Origin of the sequence: Bacteroides mediterraneensis, assembly GCF_025993685.1 — a bacterium.
Lineage (GTDB): Bacteria > Bacteroidota > Bacteroidia > Bacteroidales > Bacteroidaceae > Phocaeicola > Phocaeicola mediterraneensis_A.
This window is the reverse complement of the sequence record NZ_DAJPEN010000001.1, coordinates 1538924-1561610: the sequence shown is the minus strand read 5'-3', so window position 1 is coordinate 1561610 and position 22687 is coordinate 1538924. Positions and strand designations below refer to the sequence as shown.

Genomic DNA, 22687 nt, shown 5'->3' with positions numbered 1-22687 from the left:
TCTGTATCGCTTATCCTTAAAGGTGGAAAACTCCTTGTATAAATCCTCCCGGTCTGGATGCGATAGATATTCTCCAAGTTATAATCCACTCATAATCTGTCATGACAATAAATGGAACTTCCATCTTAGAACGCATCATCCATTCCAAAAGGCTGATACCGTCACCTTCCAGCAGGCGTACGTCTCCCAATACAAGATTGATTTCGTTTTTCTTCAGAATACTACCTGCACCGAGTTCATCTATAGCTGTCAATACTTCGTAACCGGCCTTCTGCAGCCATTTTTCAATCATTCCGCAAAGTATCATATTGTCTTCAACTATCAGAATTTTCATATTTTTTCAGTTCATTTTCTGTTTCATTAATTAATTTTTCAATCCACTCTATAATCTGGATAGCATTTTCACAAATAACATCATCATAATATCCATATCGTGTAACTTTTCTTGAAAATCACGCAACAACTGTTCCTTTTCAAGCATTTCCTATACAGGCATCATTCGATGTATTGTTTTCCTAATACTTTCTCGATTGATTGTCTTTATGGCTGTTGTAAGTTCTTCAATTTCTTTTCTTGATTCCATGAGAACAAGAGACAGCATATGTCCATAATCCATCATCCACAACAAGCACATTCTTCGGTAGAATGGTTATCGAAGCATTATCAGGCTACAAGTTCATCCGTTTCAGGTAAAGGAATCTCAAGCCTGAAAATACTTCCCTTTCCCGGTGCGCTTTCCACAGTTATAATACCACTCAGGACTTTGACCAGTCCCTTTGTCAGGAAAAGACCTAAACCAAAGCCCTCAGAATTGAGATTCTGTGCGGCACGCTCAAAGGGGGCAAATATTCTTTTCTGCGTTTCCTCATCCATTCCGATACCGGTATCCCTGATTTCAATGTGCAGTTTTCCTTCCAAATATTTTGAATAAAAACTTATGGTTCCTGATGGAGTAAACTTGATGGCATTGGTCAGTAAATTGGCCAGTACTTGCTCCAGTTTATCTGCATCGCCCTTTACAACAAAAGATGAGTTTTGATGTTCATATTGAAGAAATAAGGCCTTTGCAACAGCCTTGCGGGAAAACTCTTCTGAGATGCGTTGCAGGAAACGGTCAAGATAAAATGGTGTGTCGTTACGCAAATCACCGGCTTCATTGATCCGATAGGCATCCATCAGATCATTAACCAAATGCAGGATATGATGGCAGGAATGGCGTATATCATCCAAATATGGTTCGCGTTTCTTTTTCTCCCGTGTTTGGGAAGCCAAATCAGCACAGTTATGAATATTACCGAGCGGGCCACGTATATCATGAGAAACGGTCAGAATTATTCTTTTGCGCATTTCAAGCAAATCCTCGTTTTCCAGAACGGTTTGCTGTAGTTTGAGTTTTATCTTTTCTTCCTTACGTAAATCGGATAGAATAATGAAAAAAGAAATAATAAACAGAACGACAACAATACTTATCACCATAGCAAACAGTCGGAAAGATTTCCATCTTGTCTCCGTTATTTCCAGATACTGTTCTGTAAATGACTGCTGTATTTGGTTATCAAGAGAAGAAACAAAATCATATAACTTGTGATTTAACAGCCTGTTCTGTAAACGCAGACTGTCTGCATACGCTCCCATCTGATTGTTCCGCCAATCTCTGGCAGAAGTCAATCTTTCATTGAAATCCTGTATTTCATTTGTGATGTATGGAACTTGTACCGTCTCTTTCTTTCCAAATAACCCGGCAATTCCCTTCTTTTTCTGCGTTATTGTCTTCATCCGAACCGACTGTGTGGCTATTACAGGTAGTTCATTAGCAAGAATACTATCAGATTCCTCCCAGGATTGGACTGCTTTCATTATCCTGAACAGGTGTGTCTCTTTCGTCTCAAGCAGCACCCGTAAAGAGTCTATCTGAACAGGACGTAAGAAATTTCCACACCCGGATTTTATTTCAAGCAGAATACTGTCTGTTTTAAGACGCTGATAATGGTATCTGTTATAATCTGATTCATCCCATGCAATAACTGATTCGCCTAAAGTTGCCAACCTGGTAATATACAAATGAGCCTTATGGATATTTTCACGGACATAATTCGTTTCATTTATAACGCCCTCAAACCTTCGAAAGCGGAAACGCTCGTTGACCATAACAACAGTCAGAAATAGAACTATAGCTGTTATGATAATATATCCTAAAAATATCTTCTTATGTAATAATTTACTCATGTGAACGACCTAAATACGAATATATTCGACATGAAAATAAACAATTAAAACAAAAAAAAAATATTTATATATTAAAACGATAAACTAGAATTAAATTATACAATCCTAGAAAGAACATCCTTTTGATAGAACATTGCTTTTATCAAATAATCTTATTATAAAACTAAGTAAATTTCAATAACTCAACTTTCGCAAGTGGTAGTTGACAAGTAACAAGTTAACGAGTTAACCAAACATTTGTAGCAAGCCGTTTCAAACAGTGCTTTATCAAGTAGGACATTCCGACCTGACTGAAGCCTTATCAATTAGCAAGTTGAACATTTGCAAAACTTTACAACAGTATTTAAACCGTTAACAGACCTTGATAAATCATTGTTTTAGAAATAATTATTTATTAATATATTATTCCAAACTTAACAAAAGAGTAAGTTACATTCCATATCACAAAGCTCTATCTCTCATTAGTTAATTGTTCTTCTCTTTAAGTAGTTTATTAACTTCCACCTCCCAATGCCAAATAAAGTTCAATCACACTCCGTATGCTGTCAAAACGGTTGCCGATGTCCGCCAATTGTGCGGCAAGCAAATCCTGTTGAGCCGTCAGCACCAGCAAGTAATTGGCAGAAGTGTTGAGCATCAGCAGCTGAGTACTCTTCACAGCCCGCTTCAAGGCCGCAATACGGGAACCATAAAGTTCTGTTTTCGCATGGCTGCTTTGTATATCGGCAAGAGCCGTATTGACTTCCGCTCCCGCATCAAGCAAAGTTTGTTGGAAAGCGAGTTTAGCTTCTTCCTGCCGCGTCTTCGAAATGGCCAGCTGTGCCCGTAGCCGTCCATTCTGGAAGACAGGCTGTGTCAGTGAGGCCAATGCCTGCCAGATCCAGTTACCGGGATTGACCAACCCGTCGTGGTTACTCCAGCCCAACAAACCAGAGAGGGTAAGAGTGGGATAAAATGCCGCCCGGGCCTCTCCTGTGGCATAGAACGCCGCTGCAAGCGCTTGTTCCGCCTGCCGGACATCAGGACGCCGGGACAAAAGTTGTACTGGGACACCCACAGAAAGAGAATCAGGGAATTGCCAATCGGCAAGTGTACCCCGCCGAATACTGTCAGGAGTTCTGCCAAGTAAAGAGGAAAAACCATTCTCTACCTCACGGATTTGCCGCTTTATTTCCACTATCTGCGTGCAGACATCGTAGTAATTGGCCTCTGACTGCGATACGGCCGCATCCGTTTCTTCACCTACCTCCATCAAGGCTTTGGTCATTTCCACCCCCTGTTTCCAACTTTCGGCCGTTTCTTCACTCACCTTCAGCTGGGCATCAAGCATAGCGAGTGTGTAGTAGTAATTGGCTATGCTCGATATAAGGTGCGCTTGTACGGCTTGCCGGTAAGCACGACTTTGTTCCAACTGCATCTGTGTCCGTTTCTTCGCATTACGCAGGCTTCCAAACACATCCACCTGCCACGTGGCCATAGCCGGAAGCGTATAAGTACGGGGCGTACCGTTCCATGCGAATCCTCCCAATCCACCTTGTGGAGAAAGACTCAAATTGGGCAGAAAAGCAAGGCGGGCTGCCTTCAATGCAGCTTCTGCTTCGGTGATTTGAAGTTCGGCCATACGCAAGTCGGTATTATTTGCCAGCCCTTCTTCAATCAACACTTGCAGCGCTGGATCGGTAAATAGGTCTCGCCACGATAAACTCCCCAGCGAAGCGCTGTCCGTCATTTCCCCGCCATATAAGCCGTCGGTTCTAATGTCGACAGGACGCTCATAGTTTCGATAGGTGCTACAGCCGTTCAAAAACAAGCCCAGCAGCATGAAAGTGATTATCTGTCTGTATTTCATTTTTCCATTTGGTTATTCGGGTTAAACATACTGTTCTCGGCAAGATAACGCCCGTGTTCTTTCACTGTCTGGACATCCATATCTTCCTTCAAGGCCGGGCGCAGTTTCTCCTGCAAATATTCAAACACGATGAACATCGTAGGAACGATAAACAGCAAAGCCAGTGTACCTACCAACATTCCTCCTACCACGCCTGTCCCCAGGGTGTTATTTCCATTCGCACCAGCTCCCGAAGCGAACATCAGGGGGAGCATACCGAATATCATTGCCAGCACGGTCATCATAATGGGACGGAAGCGGGCGACGGCTGCCGAATAAGCGGCTTCCACGATGCCCATCCCTTTGCGACGACGCTCCGTGGCATATTCTGTAATCAATATGGCTGTTTTTGCCAATAGTCCGATGAGCATAATGACACCGGTCTGCAAGTAGATATTGTTCTCCAGTCCGAACAGCCGGGCAAACAGGAAGCTGCCCATCAACCCGCAAGGCACCGACAAGATAACCGCAAAAGGCACAAGAAAGCTCTCGTACAGGCATACCAATATCAAATATATAAACACCACGCAGAACAGGTAGATAAGGAATGTGTGATTGGTACTTCCTGCCTCTTCACGTGCCATGCCGCCGTATTCATACCCGTAACCGGACGGCAGGGTCTGGGCTGCCACTTCCGCGATGGCTTGCTGCACCTGTCCCGATGAATATCCGTCGGCCACGTTTACGCTGGCAAGGATGCTGCTGAACAGGTTGAAGCGGTTGATGATTTCCGCCCCCTGCATCCGTTCCAACGAAACGAACTGGCTGAGTGGAGCCATTTCTCCATTGACACGGACGAACATGTTGTCCAACGCATGCGCATCAAGTCTATACTCCGGAGCAGCCTGAACCATTACACGGTACATCTTGGAGAACTGGTTGAAGTTGGACGCATACACCCCACCACAATAACTGCCCAGCGTACTCAATACCTCTGCAGGTGATATGCCAGCCCGTTTGCATTTGGCCGCATCCACATCCACCCGATACTGTGGAAAATTCATATTGAACGCTGTATAAGCCATTGCCACCTCCGGCCGTTTGTTCAGTTCGGCCAGGAACGTGTTGGTCACATCAAACAAATCCTTCAGTTCTCCACCAGCCAAATCCTGAATGTTCAGTTCGATGGAATTTCCCGTACCATATCCGGGTATCATTGCCTGCTGGAAGCAGAATACCTGCGCGTCCCTGATTTCGCCGAACGCCTTGTTCAAGCGGGTAACGACTGCTGCTGCGGAATGTTCCTTGCCTTTCCGCTTGTCCCAGTGATACAGCCGGACAAACGCGGAACCATATGAAACTCCTTGTCCTGCCAGAATACCATTTCCGATGACGCGTCCGAAGTATTCCACCTCCGGCGTGGAGGCAAGAATGGAATCCACCTGCTGTGCAGCCTTGCGGGTCTGTGTCAATGTATTGCCGGGCGAAGCGGTGATGTTCAAATAAAGCATTCCCATGTCTTCCTGCGGCACAAATCCCGTTTTGGTGGTACGTGCAAGGAAGGCAAACGCGATGACACCCAACCCCAAAGCCGACCATGACAACCAACGGCGGCGGAAGAAAAACAGGATACCCCGTTTGTACTTGCCCAGCATGGCATTGAACGACACATCGTATGCCATGCGCACACGGGCATTCAGGCTCCTGGCGTTCCGTTCTCCCTTTGCCGGGCGAAGCCATAAGGCGCACAGAGCCGGACAGAGAGTCAGCGAGTTCAAGCACGACAGACCCACCGCAGCCGCCATCGTCACCCCGAACTGGGTATAGAACGTGCCCGAGGTTCCTCCCATGAAAGTAACCGGTACAAATACCGCCATGAACACCAGCGAACAGGTGATGATGGCTATCGTGACATCGCTCATCGCATCCCGCGTAGCCAGATAGGGCGAACGATAGCCGACATCAAACTTGGCGTGCACTGCTTCCACCACGACAATGGCATCATCGACCACGGTACCGATGGCAAGCACCAGCGCGAACAGGGTCAGCAGGTTCACGCTGAATCCGGCAATGGCCAGAAAAGCAAACGTACCTATCAGCGAAACAAGGATGGAAAGTGAAGGGATCAGCGTACTCTTGAAATCGTGCAAGAAGAAATAGACCACCAGCACCACCAGTACAATGGCTATGACCAACGTCAGCACGACTTCATGGATGGATGCAAAAAGGAACTCGTTCGAGTTAAGGATAGTAGCTATCTCCATCCCTTCAGGTAAATTCTTGCTTATTTCATCCAAGGTGGCAGAAATCTCATTGTTTACTTCCGTTGCATTGGCTCCTGCCACCTGAAACAGGCGGATAGGGCACGAGGGCAACCCGTTCATCACACTTTCGTAAGTATAGGCCTGCCATCCCAGTTCCACCACTGCCACATCCCCCACGCGAAGCACATTCCCGTCCGGGAACGAACGGATCACCATATTCTCAAACTCGCTGACATCGCTCAGGCGGCCTTTGTAACTCATGGTATATTGGAAGGTGTTGCCCGAGTTTTCCCCGAAAGCTCCGGTAGGCGATTCAATATTCTGTTCGTCCAAGACCTCCGTTATGTCTGAAGGCACCAGTCCGTATTGTGCCATCACGTCTGGCTTCAACCAGATACGCAGACTATACACATTACCAAAAAACAACACATCGGCCACTCCATTGATACGTTTCAATCGTGGAATAATGTTTATGTCCATATAGTTGTCGAGGAACTGCTTGTCGTAACGTCCGTCAGGGCTGTACAAGATAGGGATATAAAGCAGACTGTTCTGTTGCTTTTGCGTGGTGACACCGACGCGGGTCACTTCGGCAGGCAGCAGACCTTGTGCCTTTGACACCCTGTTCTGCACGTTCACCGCGGCCATGTCGGGATTCGTCCCTTGCTTGAAATAGACCGTGATGGTGGCCTGCCCCTGATTGCTGGCGGTGGAAGTCATATAAAGCATATTCTCTACTCCGTTAATACTTTCCTCCAACGGAATGACCACACTTTTCTGTACCGCATCCGCACTGGCTCCCGTATAAGTGGCAGACACCTGTACGGTAGGCGGAGCTATATCAGGATATTGTTCTACAGGAAGACTGACAAGCGACACGACGCCCACAATCAACAGCATCACACTGATGGAAATTGCCATTGCCGGACGTTTGATAAAAATATTTTCTTTCATAATTATGCCTCCGGTTGATTTACTTTTACAATGGTTCCTTCACGCAACAAACCGACTCCACCCGACACGATTTCCGTACCTTCTTCCAGTCCGTCTGTGACTATATATTCACGCCCGTTATCCAAGGGAGATACTTGGATGACGGTGCTTACAGCCTTTCCATCCACTACCTTATAGACCAGTACCTTCTCCTGTATGCGGAAAGTCACTTCCTGCGGGATGACGATGCAGCCTTCGTATACCGTAGGCAAGGCCACGTTGCCCGATGCCCCGCTATGCAGCAGCCCGTTGGGATTGGAAAATACTGCCCGCAAGCTCACCGACCCAGTCGAACGGTCGATTACGCCACTGATACTTTCTATTCTTCCTTTTTCTTGGTACAATGTCCCGTTGCTTCAATAAAGGCTGATGGCAGGAAGTTCCTTGATAGCTTCCTCCGACGAACCATACCGCTGCAACAGGTCGAGCAGACGGCTTTCATTCATTGAAAAATAGACGTACATACTTGAATTGTCGGACACCACCGTGAGCGGTTGTTCCATATTACTACTCACCAATGCGCCTTGCCGATAAGGCAGCGTGCCTACCACCCCGTCTGCCGGACTGCGGACAACCGTATACGACAGGTCATTCCGTGCATTCACCAACCGGGCTTCCGCTTGTTCCACCATCGCTTTGGCACTTTCCAGTTCGTTCGTAGCTTTCTGCATATCGAAATCCGAAATGATCTGCTGTTCCAGCAACCGCCGCCTGCCCTCATACGTGATACGGGCTGTGGCAAGCGTCGATTTGGCCGTCTTCACATCGGCTTCTGCGGTGTTCAGGGCGGCTTTATAGGGTACCTGGTCAATGATGAACAACACCTGCCCTTTAGCGACCCGCTCTCCTTCGGTGACGAACAGTTGTTGCAGCGTACCACTCACTTGCGGATAAATCTCAATGTCCTGCCGTCCGCGAATGGCAGCCGAATAGCGCGAGTCGAGGCTGCGTGTTTCCTTCTTGACTATCATCGTCGGATAAGAAGACGATGCCTGTTTCTGTTCTTCCCGACAAGAGGTGAAGGCAACAAGAGCCGACAGGAAGAACGTGAATACCATGTTCTTTCTCATACAATTACAAATCAAATAATACCGTTAATTTTTTTACCTAATTTTTCTGCTTCAGAAAGCGTGCTTGCCATACCCTTATAATGCAAGCCGAACAAACGACAGAATGTTTGCATCGTATAATCCCCAGCTTTCAACATATCAGCAGAAGGTGCTGCTCCTTGAAAAATAAAATACAAATCTTTACCAGCCAATATTTTTTTAGAAGGCGACATGTAAATTCTATCAAGCAAAGTTCTGAATTGCCCCGTCATAGAATGCCAATAAACAGGAGACCCCATTACAAGTATCTCCGGTTCTGACATCAAATTGATTACTTCATCAAACTGGTCATCATTAAATGATTGCCCTAACGGATAGATTTTGTAGTCTATCAAATTTAATGTAGTATAATTTCTTCCAGACAACATCCTATGCGCCATTGCCGCAGTATTCCCTTTCTTATTAGGACTAGCATTAATGAACAATATCTGTTTCATGTCTTTTTGCCGATGTTGCACGATAGTTTCTTCAAATGGTAACATGATGCCTGCAAGAGATACCTGCTTTGGAATATCATTTTGTAAATTAATATTTTCTACTATTCCTGGAATGTGTATCAACTCTGTTTGTTTTTGTCCTTTCTTACAAGCCGTAAATGAAATAATGACCATAAGAAATAGTGTGATAATGATGTTATTTCTCATACGTTATCTATATTTTAATTGACTATTCATTTACTACAACAAAGGTAGGATGTATGAGAATATCAGAAGTTTTTGTAGAGCTCAAATTTGTGTTGTTCTGAAGGTCAAATGAAGTGACAGGAATATATAAAAAGCACTGCCCAACATTGGACAGTGCTTTACTTGATTTTTCGTTTTTCTCATATATGAATAGCTACTCCACCCGGAGATACTCCAAACTGCCGCTTGAATGCGCTGAAGAAATGCGAACGGTTCTTGAAGCCAACCTCCATATACACCTCAGAAGGCTTGAGCTGGCCGGTAGCCAACAATTCGTATGCCTTGTCTAGACGTTTCCGTATGAGCCATTTCTCCGGCGAAACATCGCTCACCTTGGCAAAGTCGCGCTTGAAGGTGGCAAGGCTGCGACCGGTATAGGTGGCAAACTCGTCGAGCGTCATGTCCTGGGTATAGTTCGCCTCCATGAAAGGCAACAGGTCAATCTTCCACGATTCACTGAAATCGAACAACGTGGGATAAAAACGGACATCCGTGTCGAGCAGGCAGTAGAGTGCTTCCTGCATCTTCAAGCGAATAATTTCATCTTTCGGTTTGACATTGGCATCGGTATAAGGAAAGAGCGAGAGGAACAGACTCTGCAAGGCTGGTGTCTGAGGCAGCAACAGAGCAGATTCACGGATACGTTTCACCTCCTTGGGCAGCGTGTCCTTGTTCAACGTACTGAAAAACTCCCGTAGGAAATTGCGCTCGAAACGGATACTGATGGCTCTGTAAGGAGCATCTTCCACGGTATGCTTCAGCAGTTTCACCTGATGGTCACGCTTGATGAAGATATAATTCCCCTCACCGACTTTCAGCGTACGCCCATTGTAGTACACCAGCATCTCACCCGAATAGACGTAGATAAGGACGTGGACGGGCATCCGGTATTCCGACAGCATCTCGTGCGGCACGAAGCAACTATACACGATGTTCCAATAGTTGTATACTTGTGATTCTTTTAGCATAACGAGACAAAATTAAAGGTTTACCACCAGTTAAACAAACTTTTTCCCCTGTCCAGCAACATGATACGTTTCATTTCCTCATCCGTAAGCATGAAATCCTCTATTTTCTTGTTTTCACGCATTCGCTCTATGTGAGTGGATTTAGGAATGACAATGATATTTTGCTGATAAAGAAAGCGTAATCCGACTTGTGCCACACTCTTTCCATGTGCACGAGCTATTTCCTCCAAAACTGGCTGGGTAAAGAATCCGTCACGTCCGGCGGCAAGAGGCGACCATGCTTCTGCCTGTGTACCATAAAGCTTCATCAGTTCACGCAGGGATGCCTGTTGGCGGAACACATGGGTTTCCACCTGATTGATGGCAGGCATAATCTCAGCATATTCCACCAAGTTCAAGTAAGCATCATCGAGGAAATTTGCCACTCCGATGGCACGCAGTTTTCCGACACGATAGGCGTCTTCCATCGCCTTATAAATTTCCGGAATATCACCAGTCGGTTCATGAATGAGAAGCAAATCAATGTAATCCAAATCCAAACGACGTAAGGAAGAGTCAATGGAAGATAGCGTGTCACGATAGTTGGAACATCCCCACAATTTAGTGGTAATAAACACCTCATTGCGGGATAATCCAGATTTACGGACAGCAACACCCACTTCTCGTTCGTTGCCATAACACTGCGCCGTATCAATTGAACGATAGCCCAAGCGCAAGGCTTCACGGACACACCGTTCCGTCATGCCGGATGGAATCAGATAAACCCCATAACCGATGCGCGGCATTTTCACACCGTTGTTCAGTGTGACAGATTTCGTCAATTCAGTCTCCATAGCCTCCATCTACGCAATAAAATGAAATCAAAAAACTAAAACTATCGTTATAAAGTTATTGTCATTATATTTTTAGCACAACCACTCCCACCATCATTAAGACCACGCCGACAATCTGGACGTATGAAATCCGTTTCTGTACAGCACCCATCCAACCGTATTTTTCCATCAGAAGGCTAAGCAACATCTGCCCGAGCAGCAAAGCCATAAAAAATGCGCCTGCCCCAATCTGCGGTATCAGCCATGAATTGCCAAACACGGCGATGGCTCCACATATGCCACCCAGCCACATCCACCACGGATTTCCTTTTCTGATAGACATACGCATACGCCCAACCTTGCGGTTTACGATACATATGGCCGCAATTACAATGGTTGCGATGAAGAATGACATGGTAGATGCTTGTACCACCGATCCGAGGCAAAGACCTAATCTGCCGTATATAGCACCAATGGATGCCATGAGACAGCCCGCTATAATGGCAGAAAGTTGCCAAAGTAGTATGTGCCGGCTTATGGTCTGTGAAGTTTTTCTCTTCCTCAAATTTGGGATGACTACAACCAACAATACCCCAGCAATCAGTAGGAGCATTGCCAACATACGCATGGCTGAAAACGGAATACGTACTGAACCGAAAAGTCCGAAATGATCTATAACAAGACTAAACAGAAGTTGCCCCAACAGTGGAAGAATGGTGGTTTGTAATTGTCCGAGTGCACGGAACAGACAGATGGTAATAGTAATGGTACACAAAGCAATGATGCCTCCCGTCCAGCCCCACCAAGGTGTAACGGCGATCTGTGCTGCTGATGGCAGTAACGGCATTCTCATCATGGCCGAAATTACCGCCAGCAGCACCGAAGACACCATAAATGAAATGAGTGTCACCACCAAAACCGGGCCTACGCTTATCCGCATCCGTGCGTTTGCTGCGGTTTGAACGGGGACGAGCATACCTATCAATAAAGCTATAGTTAAAATACCCATATCGAAAAATTACTATTGCTTGTGTACTCCCGAACTACCGTAAAGTTTGGTACGCAATTCTCCTAATTCAGCAATCTGTTCATCGGTGCGGTTACCATACACTTTTAACTTGTTGAGTGCAATGGTGAGTGTGTTATATTCCTCATCAGTAAGTAGGATATCCGCTGCCCCCAGATTTTCCTTGATACGGGCATCACTTCGCATGCCAGGAATGGGCACGATGTGTTCCTGTTTCATCACCCAGGCTAGTGCGATCTGTGCAGGCGTACAACCTTTTGTCCGTGCATACTCTTTCACCAGGTCGATGACAGGCTGGTTGGCAGCGACATTTTCCGGCTTGTAACGCGAAATGACCCGGCGGATGTCATCGCCTTCGTAATGTTGCTGCGCCGTATATTGACCGCTGAGCAATCCACCAGCCATTGGAGAGTAAGCCACAAAGCCTATTCCCAACTCACGACAAAGTGGAATCACGTTGTTTTCCCATTGGCGTGCCATCATTGAGTATTCACTTTGTACGGCCGTAAGCGGTGTTACGGAATTGGCTTTCCGTATCTGCTCGACTGTAGCCTCCGATACGCCCCAAGCCAGGATTTTACCTTCACGGATAAGTTCTCCGAACCACTCTGCCATCTCTTCTACATTTACTTCCTCGGGCACTCGGTGTGCATAGTACAGTTCCACATGGTCTGTCTGCAATCGTCTCAAACTATTCTCAATGGCAAAACGTACTCCGTTCCGGCTGAGTTTTCCTCCCCCTATGTGTTCCTGCCCCATAAGAGTAGCCGGCGAATATTTCGTGCTCAGTATGATTTCGTTGCGGATAGGTTTCAGAGCCTTCCCCACCAGTTCTTCGTTACGATAAGTGGCATATATTTCAGCCGTGTCGTAAAAATTACACCCCCTGTCGTGTGCTTCCCGCATCAGACGGATTGACTCTTTTTCGTCGGGAATTTTGCCGTAGGCCGTACTGAATCCCATGCAGCCCATACCGATGGCTGACACTTCCAGGTTTCTTAATCGTCTTGTTTTCATTGCAGTCTTCTTTCTTATATATTTGTTTCAGTGTAGACTATCTCACATGTGCCACGTTCGTTGTACATCTTCCAATAACTCTCGGCAATGCGGGAAGGCGCAAAGAAACCGTCTCCTCCGATGGCTCCACACACGGTCACGGTACCCACAAAGATGTTCCGTGGTTTTAACGCTTCGTGCAGGGCATATACCATCGCTCGGAGTGCAGCCTTATCGAGCGACAAAGGCAAGTAAGCCACACTCGGATAAAGGGCAAGTCCGCCACCGGTCACGAGGATAGTACCTTTCTTTTGTCCAAACTCTTCATCCACTACCTGACTAATGCAGTGGTAAGCACTTGCCACATCCACCTGATAACGACGCATCAGTTCTTCGCAATCTATCTTTCCCAGCTCATCGGGCGTAGTAATTCCTACATTATAAACCAGTACCTCCGGCGTACCAAATGTACTTTTTACCCAATGAAGAGCTTCCGTAAGGGTTTCTGGACTAGCCGCATCCACAGCATGTGTATAGACCTCAATCCCTTCGGCAACAAACTTCTGCTCATAACCTTTTAATGCTTGTTCGTTTCGTGCCATCAGTATCACACGAAAACCTTCTTTCCCGAATCGCTTTGCCACATGGTTGCCCAGACCCTGTCCGGCTCCTACCACTACGATGGTTTTATTATCCATAATCATCATAATTTTAATGGTTTATAAATTAGTTCCCAACTTTTCAGCCTCTCTTACACTGGTAGCCATACCCCGATATTGCAATCCGAATAGACGACAGAAAATACCCATGGTATAATTGCCCGCTTCGAGCATGGCAGATGAGGGACCCGCTCCTTGAAAAAGGAAATACAATTCTTTCCCTCTTAACCGGTGTTTCAACGAAGACTCATAAATACGATCAAGTAAAGTGCGGAATTGTCCGGTCATGGAGTGCCAATAGACCGGACTACCCATCACAAGCACATCTGCTTCCAGCATTTTCTGGATAACGGCTTCAAACTGATCGTCCTCGAAGGACTGTCCCAAAGGATAAATCTTGTAATCTATAAGATCAAGCGTTTCGTACTCCTTACCTGCAATCAGTCTCTTCGCCATGGCTGCCGTATGTCCATTGTGGTTAGGACTTCCGTTTACAAATAATATCCGTTTCATATCAAACTACATTTAATTCTGTTTTTACGGTGGCAAAGATAGTATGTATAGGTATCCGCTGAGTTGTTGTCAGGCTCAAAGAAGAGTTGCTGTGTAGCTCAATGATGTATAAGAAGGAAAAATATAAACTTTTCATATACTCTTCAGTACCTCTTTTTATTGAACTCCTAATGATGGAATCGTATAGTTATATCATAATATTTTGGAAAATCCATTATAAGTGTTTATCTATGGTTCTTCATAATTCCATTCTAAACCATCTACTTTAACTGAGTTTTAGTTATTCCCAAACTTATAACTTGTTTAAGCAACAGTAAATATTTTCTATCTATATCATTTATACTAATAATTAAAGATAATCTATTATATATCAACACCAGTTATCCCCTCCATCAAAGATAAATCCCAATCCTGATTTGCCAGCCGCATTTATTCCTTTTTTCAGGAGAATTTTCTTTATGGCTTACGCCATGAAAATTCACCTGAAAAAGAATGCGGCGGCAAACGGATTAGAATTTAAAGATAGATTACAGGGATTAACTGCGACCAACGTGACGCATAGCCGTAAATCAAAGGCGGCTATCCTTATATTCTATATATGGCCTCACAAATACTGTGAAAATCCACCTTCCTCAATAACAAAACATAGAGTGCTTGTCAAATCCCGAGATAAGACAGGGATTTCAGTTCCCTCCGATCTGCATAGTCCGGTGGCTTCGCTATGCTTTTACCCCTACTCTTCCTACCACTTTTCATCCTTTTTCCTGCTGTTTCTACATTCTTTCCTATCTCCGCTATGACATTTGATGACGTCTAATGACATATAATGTCATCTGTTTATAAATCAGATGCTTAATCAATTTATCATCTTACATTTGGACTGTGAAACAAATCAAGTAGTCACTCAAGACAAAAGATTATGGCACAAGAAAACAGTCCTGACAAGGGAAAAAGGCAAGGCCGGACAAAGAAACCGGAAAAGCCTTATGTGGAACAAATTGACGAACTTTTGTTGGTACATAACAAGAATGACCCAAAGGAAGGTTTAGGAGTGGTCAGCAGGGCAGACGAGAAAGGCAATTATCAGACGCATGAACAAGAGCAATCATCATATCTACAGGGCTGAACAAATCGACTGGGAGAAACTGGAATCGGTAGGTATCAGCAGATTGCAAATTGAAAAGGACGGAAACATGGACCTACTCCTTCAGGGAGAGGAGACCAATGTCATGTCCATTAAAATCAAGACTCCTGTATTTTCACTGACCATGGACGCCACACTCAGTCTGATTGAAGACGAGAATGGGAACCCGGTCATCAGTATAAACGGTATCAACCCTTCAGGTGAATAAATAAGAAACCATAATGTATCATCTCTCTTTCCATGCGGACTTACCGTATGGAAAGATATAAAAACAGAATTTATCATGATTGCCATATTAACAGACAAACCAAGTGTAGGAAAAGAAATCGGAAGAATCATCGGTGCAACCAAAGTAAGAAATGGATATGTGGGAGGAAATGGCTACATGGTTACGTGGACTTTCGGGAACATGCTGTCACTGGCCATGCCGAAAAGACTACGGAACCCAAAAGCTGTAAACACAGACTGGCTGCATACGCTTTCATCTGATTGTTCCGCCAATCTCTGGCAGAAGTCAATCTTTCATTGAAGTCCTGTATTTCATTTGTGATGTATGGAACTTGTACCGTCTCTTTCTTTCCAAATAACCCGGCAATTCCTTTCTTTTTCTGCGTTATTGTCTTCATCCGAACCGACTGTGTGGCTATTACAGGTAGTTCATTAGCAAGAATACTGTCGGACTCCACCCAGGATTGGACTGCTTTCATTATCCTGAACAAGTGTGTCTCTTTCGTCTCAAGCAGCACCCGTAAAGAGTCTATCTGAACAGGACGTAAGAAATTTCCACACCCGGATTTTATTTCAAGCAGAATACTGTCTGTTTTAAGACGCTGATAATGGTATCTGTTATAATCTGATTCATCCCATGCAATAACTGATTCGCCTAAAGTTGCCAACCTGGTAATATACAAATGAGCCTTATGGATATTTTCACGGGCATAATTCGTTTCATTTATAACGCCCTCAAACCTTCGAAAGCGGAAACGCTCGTTGACCATAACAACAGTCAGAAATAGAACTATAGCTGTTATGATAATATAACCCAGAAATATTTTTTTACGTAACAAACTGCTCATTCGAGTGATATGATTTATCCTTTACAACATAAATACTTATTTCATACAACAACCAAATTGGCAATGCAACCAGCATAAGTGTGAATATATCTGATGTGGGTGTTATAATGGCAGCAATAATAAGAATAGCCACTATTGCATGTTTGCGGAAACGGCGCATAATAGTAGAATCCAACAAGCCCAAACGACCCAAAAGCCAACATAGTACCGGTAGTTCAAACACTATTCCCATCAATAAATTCATCATCATAAAAGTACCAATATAAGACTGTATAGAAATCATGTTTTCTACTTCACTACTGACCTGATAAGTTCCCAAAAAGCGCAAGGTCAATGGAAATATGAGAAAATAACCGAGCAGGACACCTATGATAAACATAATATATCCGCTGGTTATGATTCCCAATGAATATTTCCGTTCCCGGTCATACAATGCTGGAGAAATGAACCGGAAAAGTTGATAGACGACGTAAGGAGAGGCCAAAAGGAAACCTGCACAGACTGAGGTTTTCATATGAATTATAAACTGCTCCGCAAGACCGATATTTATCAGCTTTATAGAAAACTGATCCATAGTCTGAAGATGCATTAATCTGCATATTTCATTGAACCAACGATAGGTAACAAAAGTTGTGTCCTTGGCAGCAAAAATGACATCAAACATCGTATCCTTGAAAAAGAAAGCAACTAAACCACAAATAACAACAGCCAATGCTATCTTAATCAAAGAATTTCTTAATACATCCAGATGCTCCCAAAATGTCATGTCGGTTTTCTGCATGGTCTCCCCTCATTTTCATTCATTTTTTGTGGAAGAATTGTTTTCTTTCACATCCAATTCTTTTTCAATCCCATTCATACCTTCCTTAAAACTGCGGACACCTTTACCTATGCCTTTCATCAGTTCCGGAATCTTCTTCCCTCCAAAGAATAGAAGAACAATCAGTATGATAAAAATAATTTCTTGTGTACCAATTCCAAACATCATTATTTATGTATTAAGTATTTAACAAACAAATATCCACCGAAAATCTGTATGAGCATTCCCGGAATGCCGATACGGAAATCTTGGGATGCCAGATAAAAATCTCCCTTCAACAGCCATTCTCCCAATGTTCCTAATATCTGATAACCCAATACCACCACGAGCATCAGAAAGACAGATATCTTTTGAAATCTATGTGCCGTATAACCTGCTATTCCTGCAAGCAAGACAGATTTAAGCAGAATAGCCGGCAATGAAGACAATACAGGCATTCCGAAAAGTACGGAATTAAGCAATGGCGAGGCTATTGCCGTCAACAGGCCAACACGCCAGCCATATTTATAGGCACCTATCAATGTGAAAAGATAGATAGGCAGCCAGGTCGGACCTCCCATATGAACCGTATGGCAAAGTTGGGGGACAATCATATTCCCCAAGGTGAAAAGCGCAGCCGCCAAGTATGTTTTCGCTTGTTTATACCCTAATGAATAGAGTTTAATTGCTGCTTCCATAAAATAATAATTTAATCAAGTTCAACCAATTCATATTTCTGACTTCCCATTCCGAGTGATTCGGCATGATCCAGCGTATGCATGCCGTGGCGTGAATCAATACGCTCAATCAGATGAATTTTCCCGTGATCCTCTGATGAACGTACCAAATCGGTACAGGCCCTGTCAAGCGCAACCGGGTCGAGAGAAGCAAGAATACCGATATCGCCCATCTCGGGATCTGCCGGTGAAGAGTCACAATCACAATCTACCGAGAGGTTGTTAGCTACGCTGATATACAAAATATTCCCTCCGCAATGGTCTGCAACCGCTTTGGCGGCTTCTGCCATTGACTCCAGAAAATCATCCTGAGCTGGACTTCCCCAACTTGTAGTACTGGTTCCTGCGGAATGGATCAGACGTTTGCCATTGGACGAAGCAATGCCGATGGACATGTTCTTTATAGCTCCGCCGAATCCACCCATCGCATGGCCCTTGAAGTGGGATAGGATAATCGTGAAATCGTAGTTGAGATAATTCTTGCCCACAATATCACGGGTAAGGTGTTTGCCCCCGGTTACCGGAAGCTCCGTCTCGCCTTCCGCATCCATAATGTCAACCGTAGCGATGGCCGTAAACCCATGGTCAGCAGCTGCCTTGAGGTGGCTTTCCGTATTGGCACGACCTCCGCCGTAAGCGGTGTTACACTCTACGATGGTACCGTTTACTTTTTGCACCAGATCCTTGATCAAAGCCGGTTGCAGGAAATTGTGGCCCCCCGGTTCACCCGTCGAGAGTTTTACGGCTACCCGGCCTTTGGCTTCACGTCCGAGAGCTTCATAGATTTTCACCAGATTCTCCGAGGAAATCTCTTTGTAGAAATATACCTTCGGAAGGTTCTCCTCTGTCGCAGGTGTTTCCGGCCGGGCTGGTTCCTGCTCATTTTGTGCCTGGGCACAACCTGATGTGGCAAACAAGATTGCAAACATCATGGTTAAGAAACTACTTTTCATATTGGTAACGTATTAAATGTTTCAAAAGCTTAAATTAAATCCGGCCATAACCGTTGCTCTCGGCATGGGATAGCCGTCATTGATTTCATATTCCTGAGCCAGCAGGTTCTCACCACGCGCCCAAATATCCAACCATTTACATGCGCGGAAAGAGGCACGGAGATTCCAAAGTACGAAATTCTCTTTACTCTCATTCTCGCCAACCGAAGTATAAAGTCCTTCGACGTATTGTATTCCGGTAGACACATTCCATCGCCCATGTGAGAAATTAGCTCCGGCGTACAGTTTATGTTCAGGAGCGGCAATAACTGGATTTTCCATGTGCAGGAAGCTGTAGTTCCCGTCCACCGACCATTGACGGTTGATGCGGTAAGCCGTCTGTATCTCCACACCGGTATTTTCGATTTCTCCTGAATTCTGGTTCAACATACCGCTGCCATTAGGATTCGGAAGGGTTTGAATAAGATTCTTCCCGTCTATGTAGAAGAGGTTCACGCCGTAGGTCAGCCGCCCCTCCATCAGACGCTGCGAAAAGGCCAGCTCGTAGTTCCACATCGACTCCGGCAGCAAATCGGGGTTCTGCGGCGGGAACATGTACATCTCGCGCAAAATCGGATAACGGAACCCTTTCGAGGCGGAGGCCTTCAGCTCGATGGCGTGCGGGAGATGGAAGGCCAGTCCGGCCTGCGGCACCCACTCCAATCCGATGCGGGAGTGATGGTCTGCACGAAGCCCGACGTTGAAGGTCAGCCAGGAACCGATGTCTTGGCGGAAGTCAATATATCCGGCCAGCTCGTCTTCGTGCTTGTCCACCAGATCGGAAGTCGTACCGGCCTGCTCCCCGCTCACATATTCGTTCCATGCACGGCCTCCATAACGGAACCAGTCGAAGCCCACGGTGATGCGGTTGCCCTTGAAAAACCGCGCACTCTGGTAGAGCGACACGCCCATCATGTCGTCATGCGACAGGAAGCGGTCATCCTGCGGTGTTTCACCCTCGGAGGGGGTATATCCGTCGTTGATCCAGTGGTCGCCCCAGTTGTAGAAGATGCTGACGGCTCCCGAGGTCTTTTCATACCGGTTCTCCACGGCAAACGAGGTCATGCCTCGTATGATGCGCTGGTCGCCGTCGAGCAGCGGTGCATCAACCGGGCCGGGATAGGAGGCGTTGAAATGGGTCACATTCACATCGCCCCGCAGATTCCAGTTATCCGTCACTTCATAGCCCAGTTTTGCATAGCCGCCGTACTGCTCGAAGCCCATGTCGGCACGGTGGCCGTCCGTGCGGTTATATGAACCGGAAACGACGCTGGAAAAACGCCCTTTCCGGATGCGGTTGGTCAGCTCCGTTTCGAGTGTATTCCAGGAACCGTACCCGGCGCGAAGGTTCGTCTTTACGCCGTCCTCCTGCATCTTACGCGTTACGATGTTGATGACGCCGCCCATGGCGTTCGAGCCGTAGAGGACCGAAGCCGGCCCCCGCAGAACTTCCACCCGCTCGGCAAGGAATGACTGATAGGCATCGGCTATCGGATGGCCGAAAATGCCGGCATATTGGGGATGGCCGTCAATCATTACCATCAACCGGGCTGTTCCGCCACTCAATCCACGGAGTGAAATACTTCCTGCCGCGCCACCCGACACACCGTAGCCCATCACTCCGCGTGAGGTTACGAACAGGCCGGGAATCTGTTCTGTCAGCACCGGCAGTAGCGAGGGTTGCAAGGCCTGGTCTATTTTGCTGCGGTTCACTACAGACACGGTTTGGGACAGATGTCGGACATCCGTTTCATTACGGGTGCCGGTAACCACAACTTCTCCGATTTCATATACCTTCCCTGTATCAAGGGAGTCCCGTTTTTGTTCCTGAGCCATTCCCGTCTGGACGGCAAGGGCCATCAAAGCAATTGACAAATAAGACTTTCTTATCTTCATTTATAATGTATCTGTTTGTTAATCATTTATTTGTTTATAGAATGCCTCTATCTGGTGAAAACACTCCTCAGGCGTAGCACAATCAAAGCAGCGGGTTTCCAACGGACACCATCCGGTAGCAGTCCGATTGATAATATGCGGGGCTACAACTCCATAACTTATCTTTATATCGGTTTTTGAAAGCAAGTCAAGGGCAGGCCGACTGATGACATCCGCATACACCTCTTTGACCTTTGCCAAAGCCATCAGTGCCGCAGCAGCCTTACCCACAACTTTATCCGCGATGGATGCTTCATACAAGAAGCCCGGATCATCTTGCAACAAATGATACAGATCGATGACTCCACGACCATTAAATGTGCAAACCTCGCCGTTTGCAACAACCAGGGAATGCTTCCCTTCATGCAGTAATTGTATTAAATCATCCATACGATCTGCTTTTATCTTTTTTTCTCAAAAGTAGTAAATTCGAAAAGGTGACAAGCTACCCTAAATACCGATTAAATTCCCCGTATCATGGGATTATAGCCTGTAGCGCAGCCAGATTACATCATTCTCCAATCTTTCCACACTGGTCAGGTGAAGATGCACCGGCAGGCGGTCATCTCCTCCTATTCCATCAAAGACGGCGGTTCCGTTTTTTCGGCCATCTATTCCGGGTGCTACCAGCAGACTGACCTCATCGATCAGTCCGGCCTGCAAGAATCCTCCGTTGATATGACCTCCTCCCAATAGAGCTAAACGCTTGACATGAAATTGTTCATACAGTATATTCATGGCCGTATCCAAATCAATATTTTCATTTCCTACGGCAATCCATGATATTCCCTGTTTACGTAACATCTCCAGATATTCCTTAGAAACTCTTTCGCTGACAATACAAACCAACGGTACATCATCAATACTGTTTGAATTCCATCGTAAATGTCCTAACGTATCAACAGATACCATATAGGCATCCGATTCTTCTGCAATATATACGGAGGGTTGACCAACTGGTTCATACTCTGTCGGGACGAACGGTTCTTTGGCGGCGTTATAATGTTCCATGGTTACCCGTCCTTCTAACAAAGACGGGCAATCCAGTTGTTCCAATGCGGTATAATATTCTTCTCCGCTGATTTTGTCTACCATCGAACAGTCAATCCTGCCGTCAATGGAAGCCACCATGTGGCAAATAACATAGGGTCTCACGATAAATTCTTTTATTCAATCAAACCTGTATTTTTCAGCCATTCAGCGGTCATCGCATGACAATTGGACGTCTGGGAAGAACGGATCCAAAGGCTCGGGGTCAGGAAATTGCCCTCCGGGATAAGACGTTTGGCATCCGCTTCGACACCACTGATGCCGCTGCTGGCACTGGACACAATCAGCCCGATATTCTTTCCTGCCATCTCGCTTCCGTGGTTGAACAGGAAGGTCTGCAACGGAGCCGCCATATTGCTCCACCAGAGGGGTGCCGCTACAATCACCGTAGCGTAGTTCTCAAGTTCAACGTCCACTGGATCGATAGCCGGATAGGAAGAGGCGTCATTCGGATTTTCACGGATGGCGGCAATCAGGGCACTGCCTATGGCATAATTGTTCGCAGCGTAATCCAATCCTTTCTCTGCCGGTTCCACGCGGACAACATCTGCATCTATTTGTGTCAGCAGATCCGTCACAATCGTGTGCGTGTTGTTCGTGAAGCTGTAATAAACGACAAGGATGTCTCCCTCTACAGGATTGGGATTCTCGGGATCATTATTCCCGTTTTCATCATCTTCTCCTCCATTTTCAGGGGTTTCAGTCTGAGGCTGGTCGGTTACAGGCTTATCATCTTCACAAGATGTAAACCCGAAAAATAGCCCTGCTGCCAGCAGAATATAAAATAACTTCTTCATGTGTATTTCTTATTTGAATTGATTTATAAGTTTATTTGTAAAACCTGTCAAAAGCCAAACTTTGCTTCTGTATTCAAGT

21 protein-coding genes and 2 pseudogenes are annotated in these 22687 nt (G+C 45.6%); 3 read left to right on the top strand and 20 right to left on the bottom strand.

Annotated elements, in window-relative coordinates; translation table 11 throughout:
• Positions 1 to 91 precede the first annotated feature (91 nt).
• The 12 genes and pseudogenes from OIM59_RS06435 to OIM59_RS06380 all read right to left on the bottom strand — a co-directional run.
• Positions 92 to 334 (bottom strand): annotated as a pseudogene (locus OIM59_RS06435) (response regulator); the annotation flags it as partial.
• A 329-nt stretch (positions 335 to 663) separates the two neighbouring features.
• Positions 664 to 2226, bottom strand: a complete 1563-nt coding sequence (locus OIM59_RS06430; RefSeq protein WP_303895767.1) for a HAMP domain-containing sensor histidine kinase — start codon at positions 2224 to 2226, stop codon at positions 664 to 666.
• A gap of 493 nt (positions 2227 to 2719) precedes the next feature.
• Positions 2720 to 4075, bottom strand: coding sequence for a TolC family protein (locus OIM59_RS06425; protein ID WP_303895766.1), 1356 nt, complete (start codon positions 4073 to 4075; stop codon positions 2720 to 2722).
• On the bottom strand, positions 4072 to 7272 hold the full coding sequence (locus tag OIM59_RS06420; RefSeq protein WP_303895765.1) for an efflux RND transporter permease subunit: 3201 nt from the start codon (positions 7270 to 7272) through the stop codon (positions 4072 to 4074). Before OIM59_RS06420 ends, OIM59_RS06425 begins: the two co-directional genes overlap by 4 nt.
• Before the next feature lie 2 nt (positions 7273 to 7274).
• Positions 7275 to 8282 (bottom strand): annotated as a pseudogene (locus OIM59_RS06415) (efflux RND transporter periplasmic adaptor subunit).
• 110 nt (positions 8283 to 8392) lie between these two features.
• On the bottom strand, positions 8393 to 9064 hold the full coding sequence (locus OIM59_RS06410) for a flavodoxin family protein (RefSeq protein ID WP_303895764.1): 672 nt from the start codon (positions 9062 to 9064) through the stop codon (positions 8393 to 8395).
• A gap of 179 nt (positions 9065 to 9243) precedes the next feature.
• The gene (locus tag OIM59_RS06405) at positions 9244 to 10071 is read right to left on the bottom strand and encodes a helix-turn-helix domain-containing protein (RefSeq protein ID WP_303895763.1); all 828 of its coding nucleotides are present in this window, start codon (positions 10069 to 10071) and stop codon (positions 9244 to 9246) included.
• A 20-nt stretch (positions 10072 to 10091) separates the two neighbouring features.
• Positions 10092 to 10904, bottom strand: a complete 813-nt coding sequence (locus OIM59_RS06400; protein WP_303895762.1) for an aldo/keto reductase — start codon at positions 10902 to 10904, stop codon at positions 10092 to 10094.
• Between the two features lie 64 nt (positions 10905 to 10968).
• Positions 10969 to 11892 carry a DMT family transporter gene (locus OIM59_RS06395; protein WP_303895761.1) on the bottom strand — a complete coding sequence of 308 codons (924 nt, stop codon included), beginning with the start codon at positions 11890 to 11892 and terminating at the stop codon, positions 10969 to 10971.
• Positions 11893 to 11904: 12 nt separating this feature from the next.
• Positions 11905 to 12927 (bottom strand): aldo/keto reductase, encoded by a 1023-nt coding sequence (locus OIM59_RS06390; RefSeq protein WP_235303702.1) that lies wholly within the window; start codon positions 12925 to 12927, stop codon positions 11905 to 11907.
• Between the two features lie 14 nt (positions 12928 to 12941).
• Positions 12942 to 13604, bottom strand: a complete 663-nt coding sequence (locus OIM59_RS06385) for an SDR family oxidoreductase (protein WP_303895760.1) — start codon at positions 13602 to 13604, stop codon at positions 12942 to 12944.
• A 21-nt stretch (positions 13605 to 13625) separates the two neighbouring features.
• Positions 13626 to 14078: a flavodoxin family protein gene (locus OIM59_RS06380; RefSeq protein ID WP_303895759.1), complete on the bottom strand. Its 453-nt coding sequence runs from the start codon at positions 14076 to 14078 to the stop codon at positions 13626 to 13628.
• Between the two features lie 919 nt (positions 14079 to 14997).
• On the opposite strand from OIM59_RS06380, the gene OIM59_RS06375 reads away from it, so the two are divergent.
• The 3 genes from OIM59_RS06375 to OIM59_RS06365 all read left to right on the top strand — a co-directional run bounded on the left by OIM59_RS06375 (position 14998) and on the right by OIM59_RS06365 (position 15751).
• Entirely contained in the window at positions 14998 to 15204 is a 207-nt protein-coding gene (locus OIM59_RS06375) for a hypothetical protein (protein WP_303895758.1), read from the top strand.
• Positions 15170 to 15430, top strand: coding sequence for a DUF4099 domain-containing protein (locus OIM59_RS06370; protein ID WP_303895757.1), 261 nt, complete (start codon positions 15170 to 15172; stop codon positions 15428 to 15430). The genes OIM59_RS06375 and OIM59_RS06370 overlap by 35 nt, the downstream gene beginning before the upstream one ends.
• Positions 15431 to 15505: 75 nt before the next feature.
• Positions 15506 to 15751: a hypothetical protein gene (locus tag OIM59_RS06365; protein WP_299168616.1), complete on the top strand. Its 246-nt coding sequence runs from the start codon at positions 15506 to 15508 to the stop codon at positions 15749 to 15751.
• 527 nt (positions 15752 to 16278) lie between these two features.
• On the opposite strand, the gene tatC is transcribed toward OIM59_RS06365, so the two are convergent.
• From tatC to OIM59_RS06325, 8 genes are all read right to left on the bottom strand, one after another.
• The gene (gene tatC, locus OIM59_RS06360) at positions 16279 to 17079 is read right to left on the bottom strand and encodes a twin-arginine translocase subunit TatC (protein WP_303895754.1); all 801 of its coding nucleotides are present in this window, start codon (positions 17077 to 17079) and stop codon (positions 16279 to 16281) included.
• A gap of 15 nt (positions 17080 to 17094) precedes the next feature.
• Positions 17095 to 17283, bottom strand: a complete 189-nt coding sequence (locus OIM59_RS06355; RefSeq protein WP_025892877.1) for a twin-arginine translocase TatA/TatE family subunit — start codon at positions 17281 to 17283, stop codon at positions 17095 to 17097.
• Positions 17284 to 17285: 2 nt separating this feature from the next.
• Positions 17286 to 17795, bottom strand: a complete 510-nt coding sequence (locus OIM59_RS06350; protein WP_303895753.1) for an ECF transporter S component — start codon at positions 17793 to 17795, stop codon at positions 17286 to 17288.
• A gap of 11 nt (positions 17796 to 17806) precedes the next feature.
• Positions 17807 to 18787, bottom strand: coding sequence for a DUF362 domain-containing protein (locus OIM59_RS06345; protein WP_289582282.1), 981 nt, complete (start codon positions 18785 to 18787; stop codon positions 17807 to 17809).
• A gap of 21 nt (positions 18788 to 18808) precedes the next feature.
• Positions 18809 to 20662: a TonB-dependent receptor gene (locus tag OIM59_RS06340; RefSeq protein ID WP_303898177.1), complete on the bottom strand. Its 1854-nt coding sequence runs from the start codon at positions 20660 to 20662 to the stop codon at positions 18809 to 18811.
• 78 nt (positions 20663 to 20740) lie between these two features.
• Positions 20741 to 21151: a DUF1893 domain-containing protein gene (locus tag OIM59_RS06335; protein ID WP_303895749.1), complete on the bottom strand. Its 411-nt coding sequence runs from the start codon at positions 21149 to 21151 to the stop codon at positions 20741 to 20743.
• 93 nt (positions 21152 to 21244) lie between these two features.
• Positions 21245 to 21916, bottom strand: a complete 672-nt coding sequence (locus OIM59_RS06330; RefSeq protein WP_299168332.1) for a dihydrofolate reductase family protein — start codon at positions 21914 to 21916, stop codon at positions 21245 to 21247.
• 11 nt (positions 21917 to 21927) lie between these two features.
• Positions 21928 to 22608, bottom strand: coding sequence for a flavodoxin (locus OIM59_RS06325; protein WP_299168335.1), 681 nt, complete (start codon positions 22606 to 22608; stop codon positions 21928 to 21930).
• Positions 22609 to 22687: the final 79 nt, after the last annotated feature.

What these genes read in the sequence shown, in the direction of transcription:
- OIM59_RS06365 (WP_299168616.1), top strand. Translation starts at nt 15,506, where the DNA reads ATGATTGCCATATTAACAGACAAACCAAGTGTAGGAAAAGAAATCGGA.
- OIM59_RS06370 (WP_303895757.1), top strand. Translation starts at nt 15,170, where the DNA reads ATGAACAAGAGCAATCATCATATCTACAGGGCTGAACAAATCGACTGG.
- OIM59_RS06410 (WP_303895764.1), bottom strand. Translation starts at nt 9,064, where the DNA reads ATGAGAAATAACATCATTATCACACTATTTCTTATGGTCATTATTTCA.
- OIM59_RS06420 (WP_303895765.1), bottom strand. Translation starts at nt 7,272, where the DNA reads ATGAAAGAAAATATTTTTATCAAACGTCCGGCAATGGCAATTTCCATC.
- OIM59_RS06345 (WP_289582282.1), bottom strand. Translation starts at nt 18,787, where the DNA reads ATGAAAAGTAGTTTCTTAACCATGATGTTTGCAATCTTGTTTGCCACA.
- OIM59_RS06375 (WP_303895758.1), top strand. Translation starts at nt 14,998, where the DNA reads ATGGCACAAGAAAACAGTCCTGACAAGGGAAAAAGGCAAGGCCGGACA.
- tatC (WP_303895754.1), bottom strand. Translation starts at nt 17,079, where the DNA reads ATGCAGAAAACCGACATGACATTTTGGGAGCATCTGGATGTATTAAGA.
- OIM59_RS06430 (WP_303895767.1), bottom strand. Translation starts at nt 2,226, where the DNA reads ATGAGTAAATTATTACATAAGAAGATATTTTTAGGATATATTATCATA.
- OIM59_RS06350 (WP_303895753.1), bottom strand. Translation starts at nt 17,795, where the DNA reads ATGGAAGCAGCAATTAAACTCTATTCATTAGGGTATAAACAAGCGAAA.
- OIM59_RS06405 (WP_303895763.1), bottom strand. Translation starts at nt 10,071, where the DNA reads ATGCTAAAAGAATCACAAGTATACAACTATTGGAACATCGTGTATAGT.
- OIM59_RS06380 (WP_303895759.1), bottom strand. Translation starts at nt 14,078, where the DNA reads ATGAAACGGATATTATTTGTAAACGGAAGTCCTAACCACAATGGACAT.
- OIM59_RS06390 (WP_235303702.1), bottom strand. Translation starts at nt 12,927, where the DNA reads ATGAAAACAAGACGATTAAGAAACCTGGAAGTGTCAGCCATCGGTATG.
- OIM59_RS06425 (WP_303895766.1), bottom strand. Translation starts at nt 4,075, where the DNA reads ATGAAATACAGACAGATAATCACTTTCATGCTGCTGGGCTTGTTTTTG.
- OIM59_RS06355 (WP_025892877.1), bottom strand. Translation starts at nt 17,283, where the DNA reads ATGTTTGGAATTGGTACACAAGAAATTATTTTTATCATACTGATTGTT.
- OIM59_RS06395 (WP_303895761.1), bottom strand. Translation starts at nt 11,892, where the DNA reads ATGGGTATTTTAACTATAGCTTTATTGATAGGTATGCTCGTCCCCGTT.
- OIM59_RS06325 (WP_299168335.1), bottom strand. Translation starts at nt 22,608, where the DNA reads ATGAAGAAGTTATTTTATATTCTGCTGGCAGCAGGGCTATTTTTCGGG.
- OIM59_RS06335 (WP_303895749.1), bottom strand. Translation starts at nt 21,151, where the DNA reads ATGGATGATTTAATACAATTACTGCATGAAGGGAAGCATTCCCTGGTT.
- OIM59_RS06400 (WP_303895762.1), bottom strand. Translation starts at nt 10,904, where the DNA reads ATGGAGACTGAATTGACGAAATCTGTCACACTGAACAACGGTGTGAAA.
- OIM59_RS06385 (WP_303895760.1), bottom strand. Translation starts at nt 13,604, where the DNA reads ATGGATAATAAAACCATCGTAGTGGTAGGAGCCGGACAGGGTCTGGGC.
- OIM59_RS06340 (WP_303898177.1), bottom strand. Translation starts at nt 20,662, where the DNA reads ATGGCTCAGGAACAAAAACGGGACTCCCTTGATACAGGGAAGGTATAT.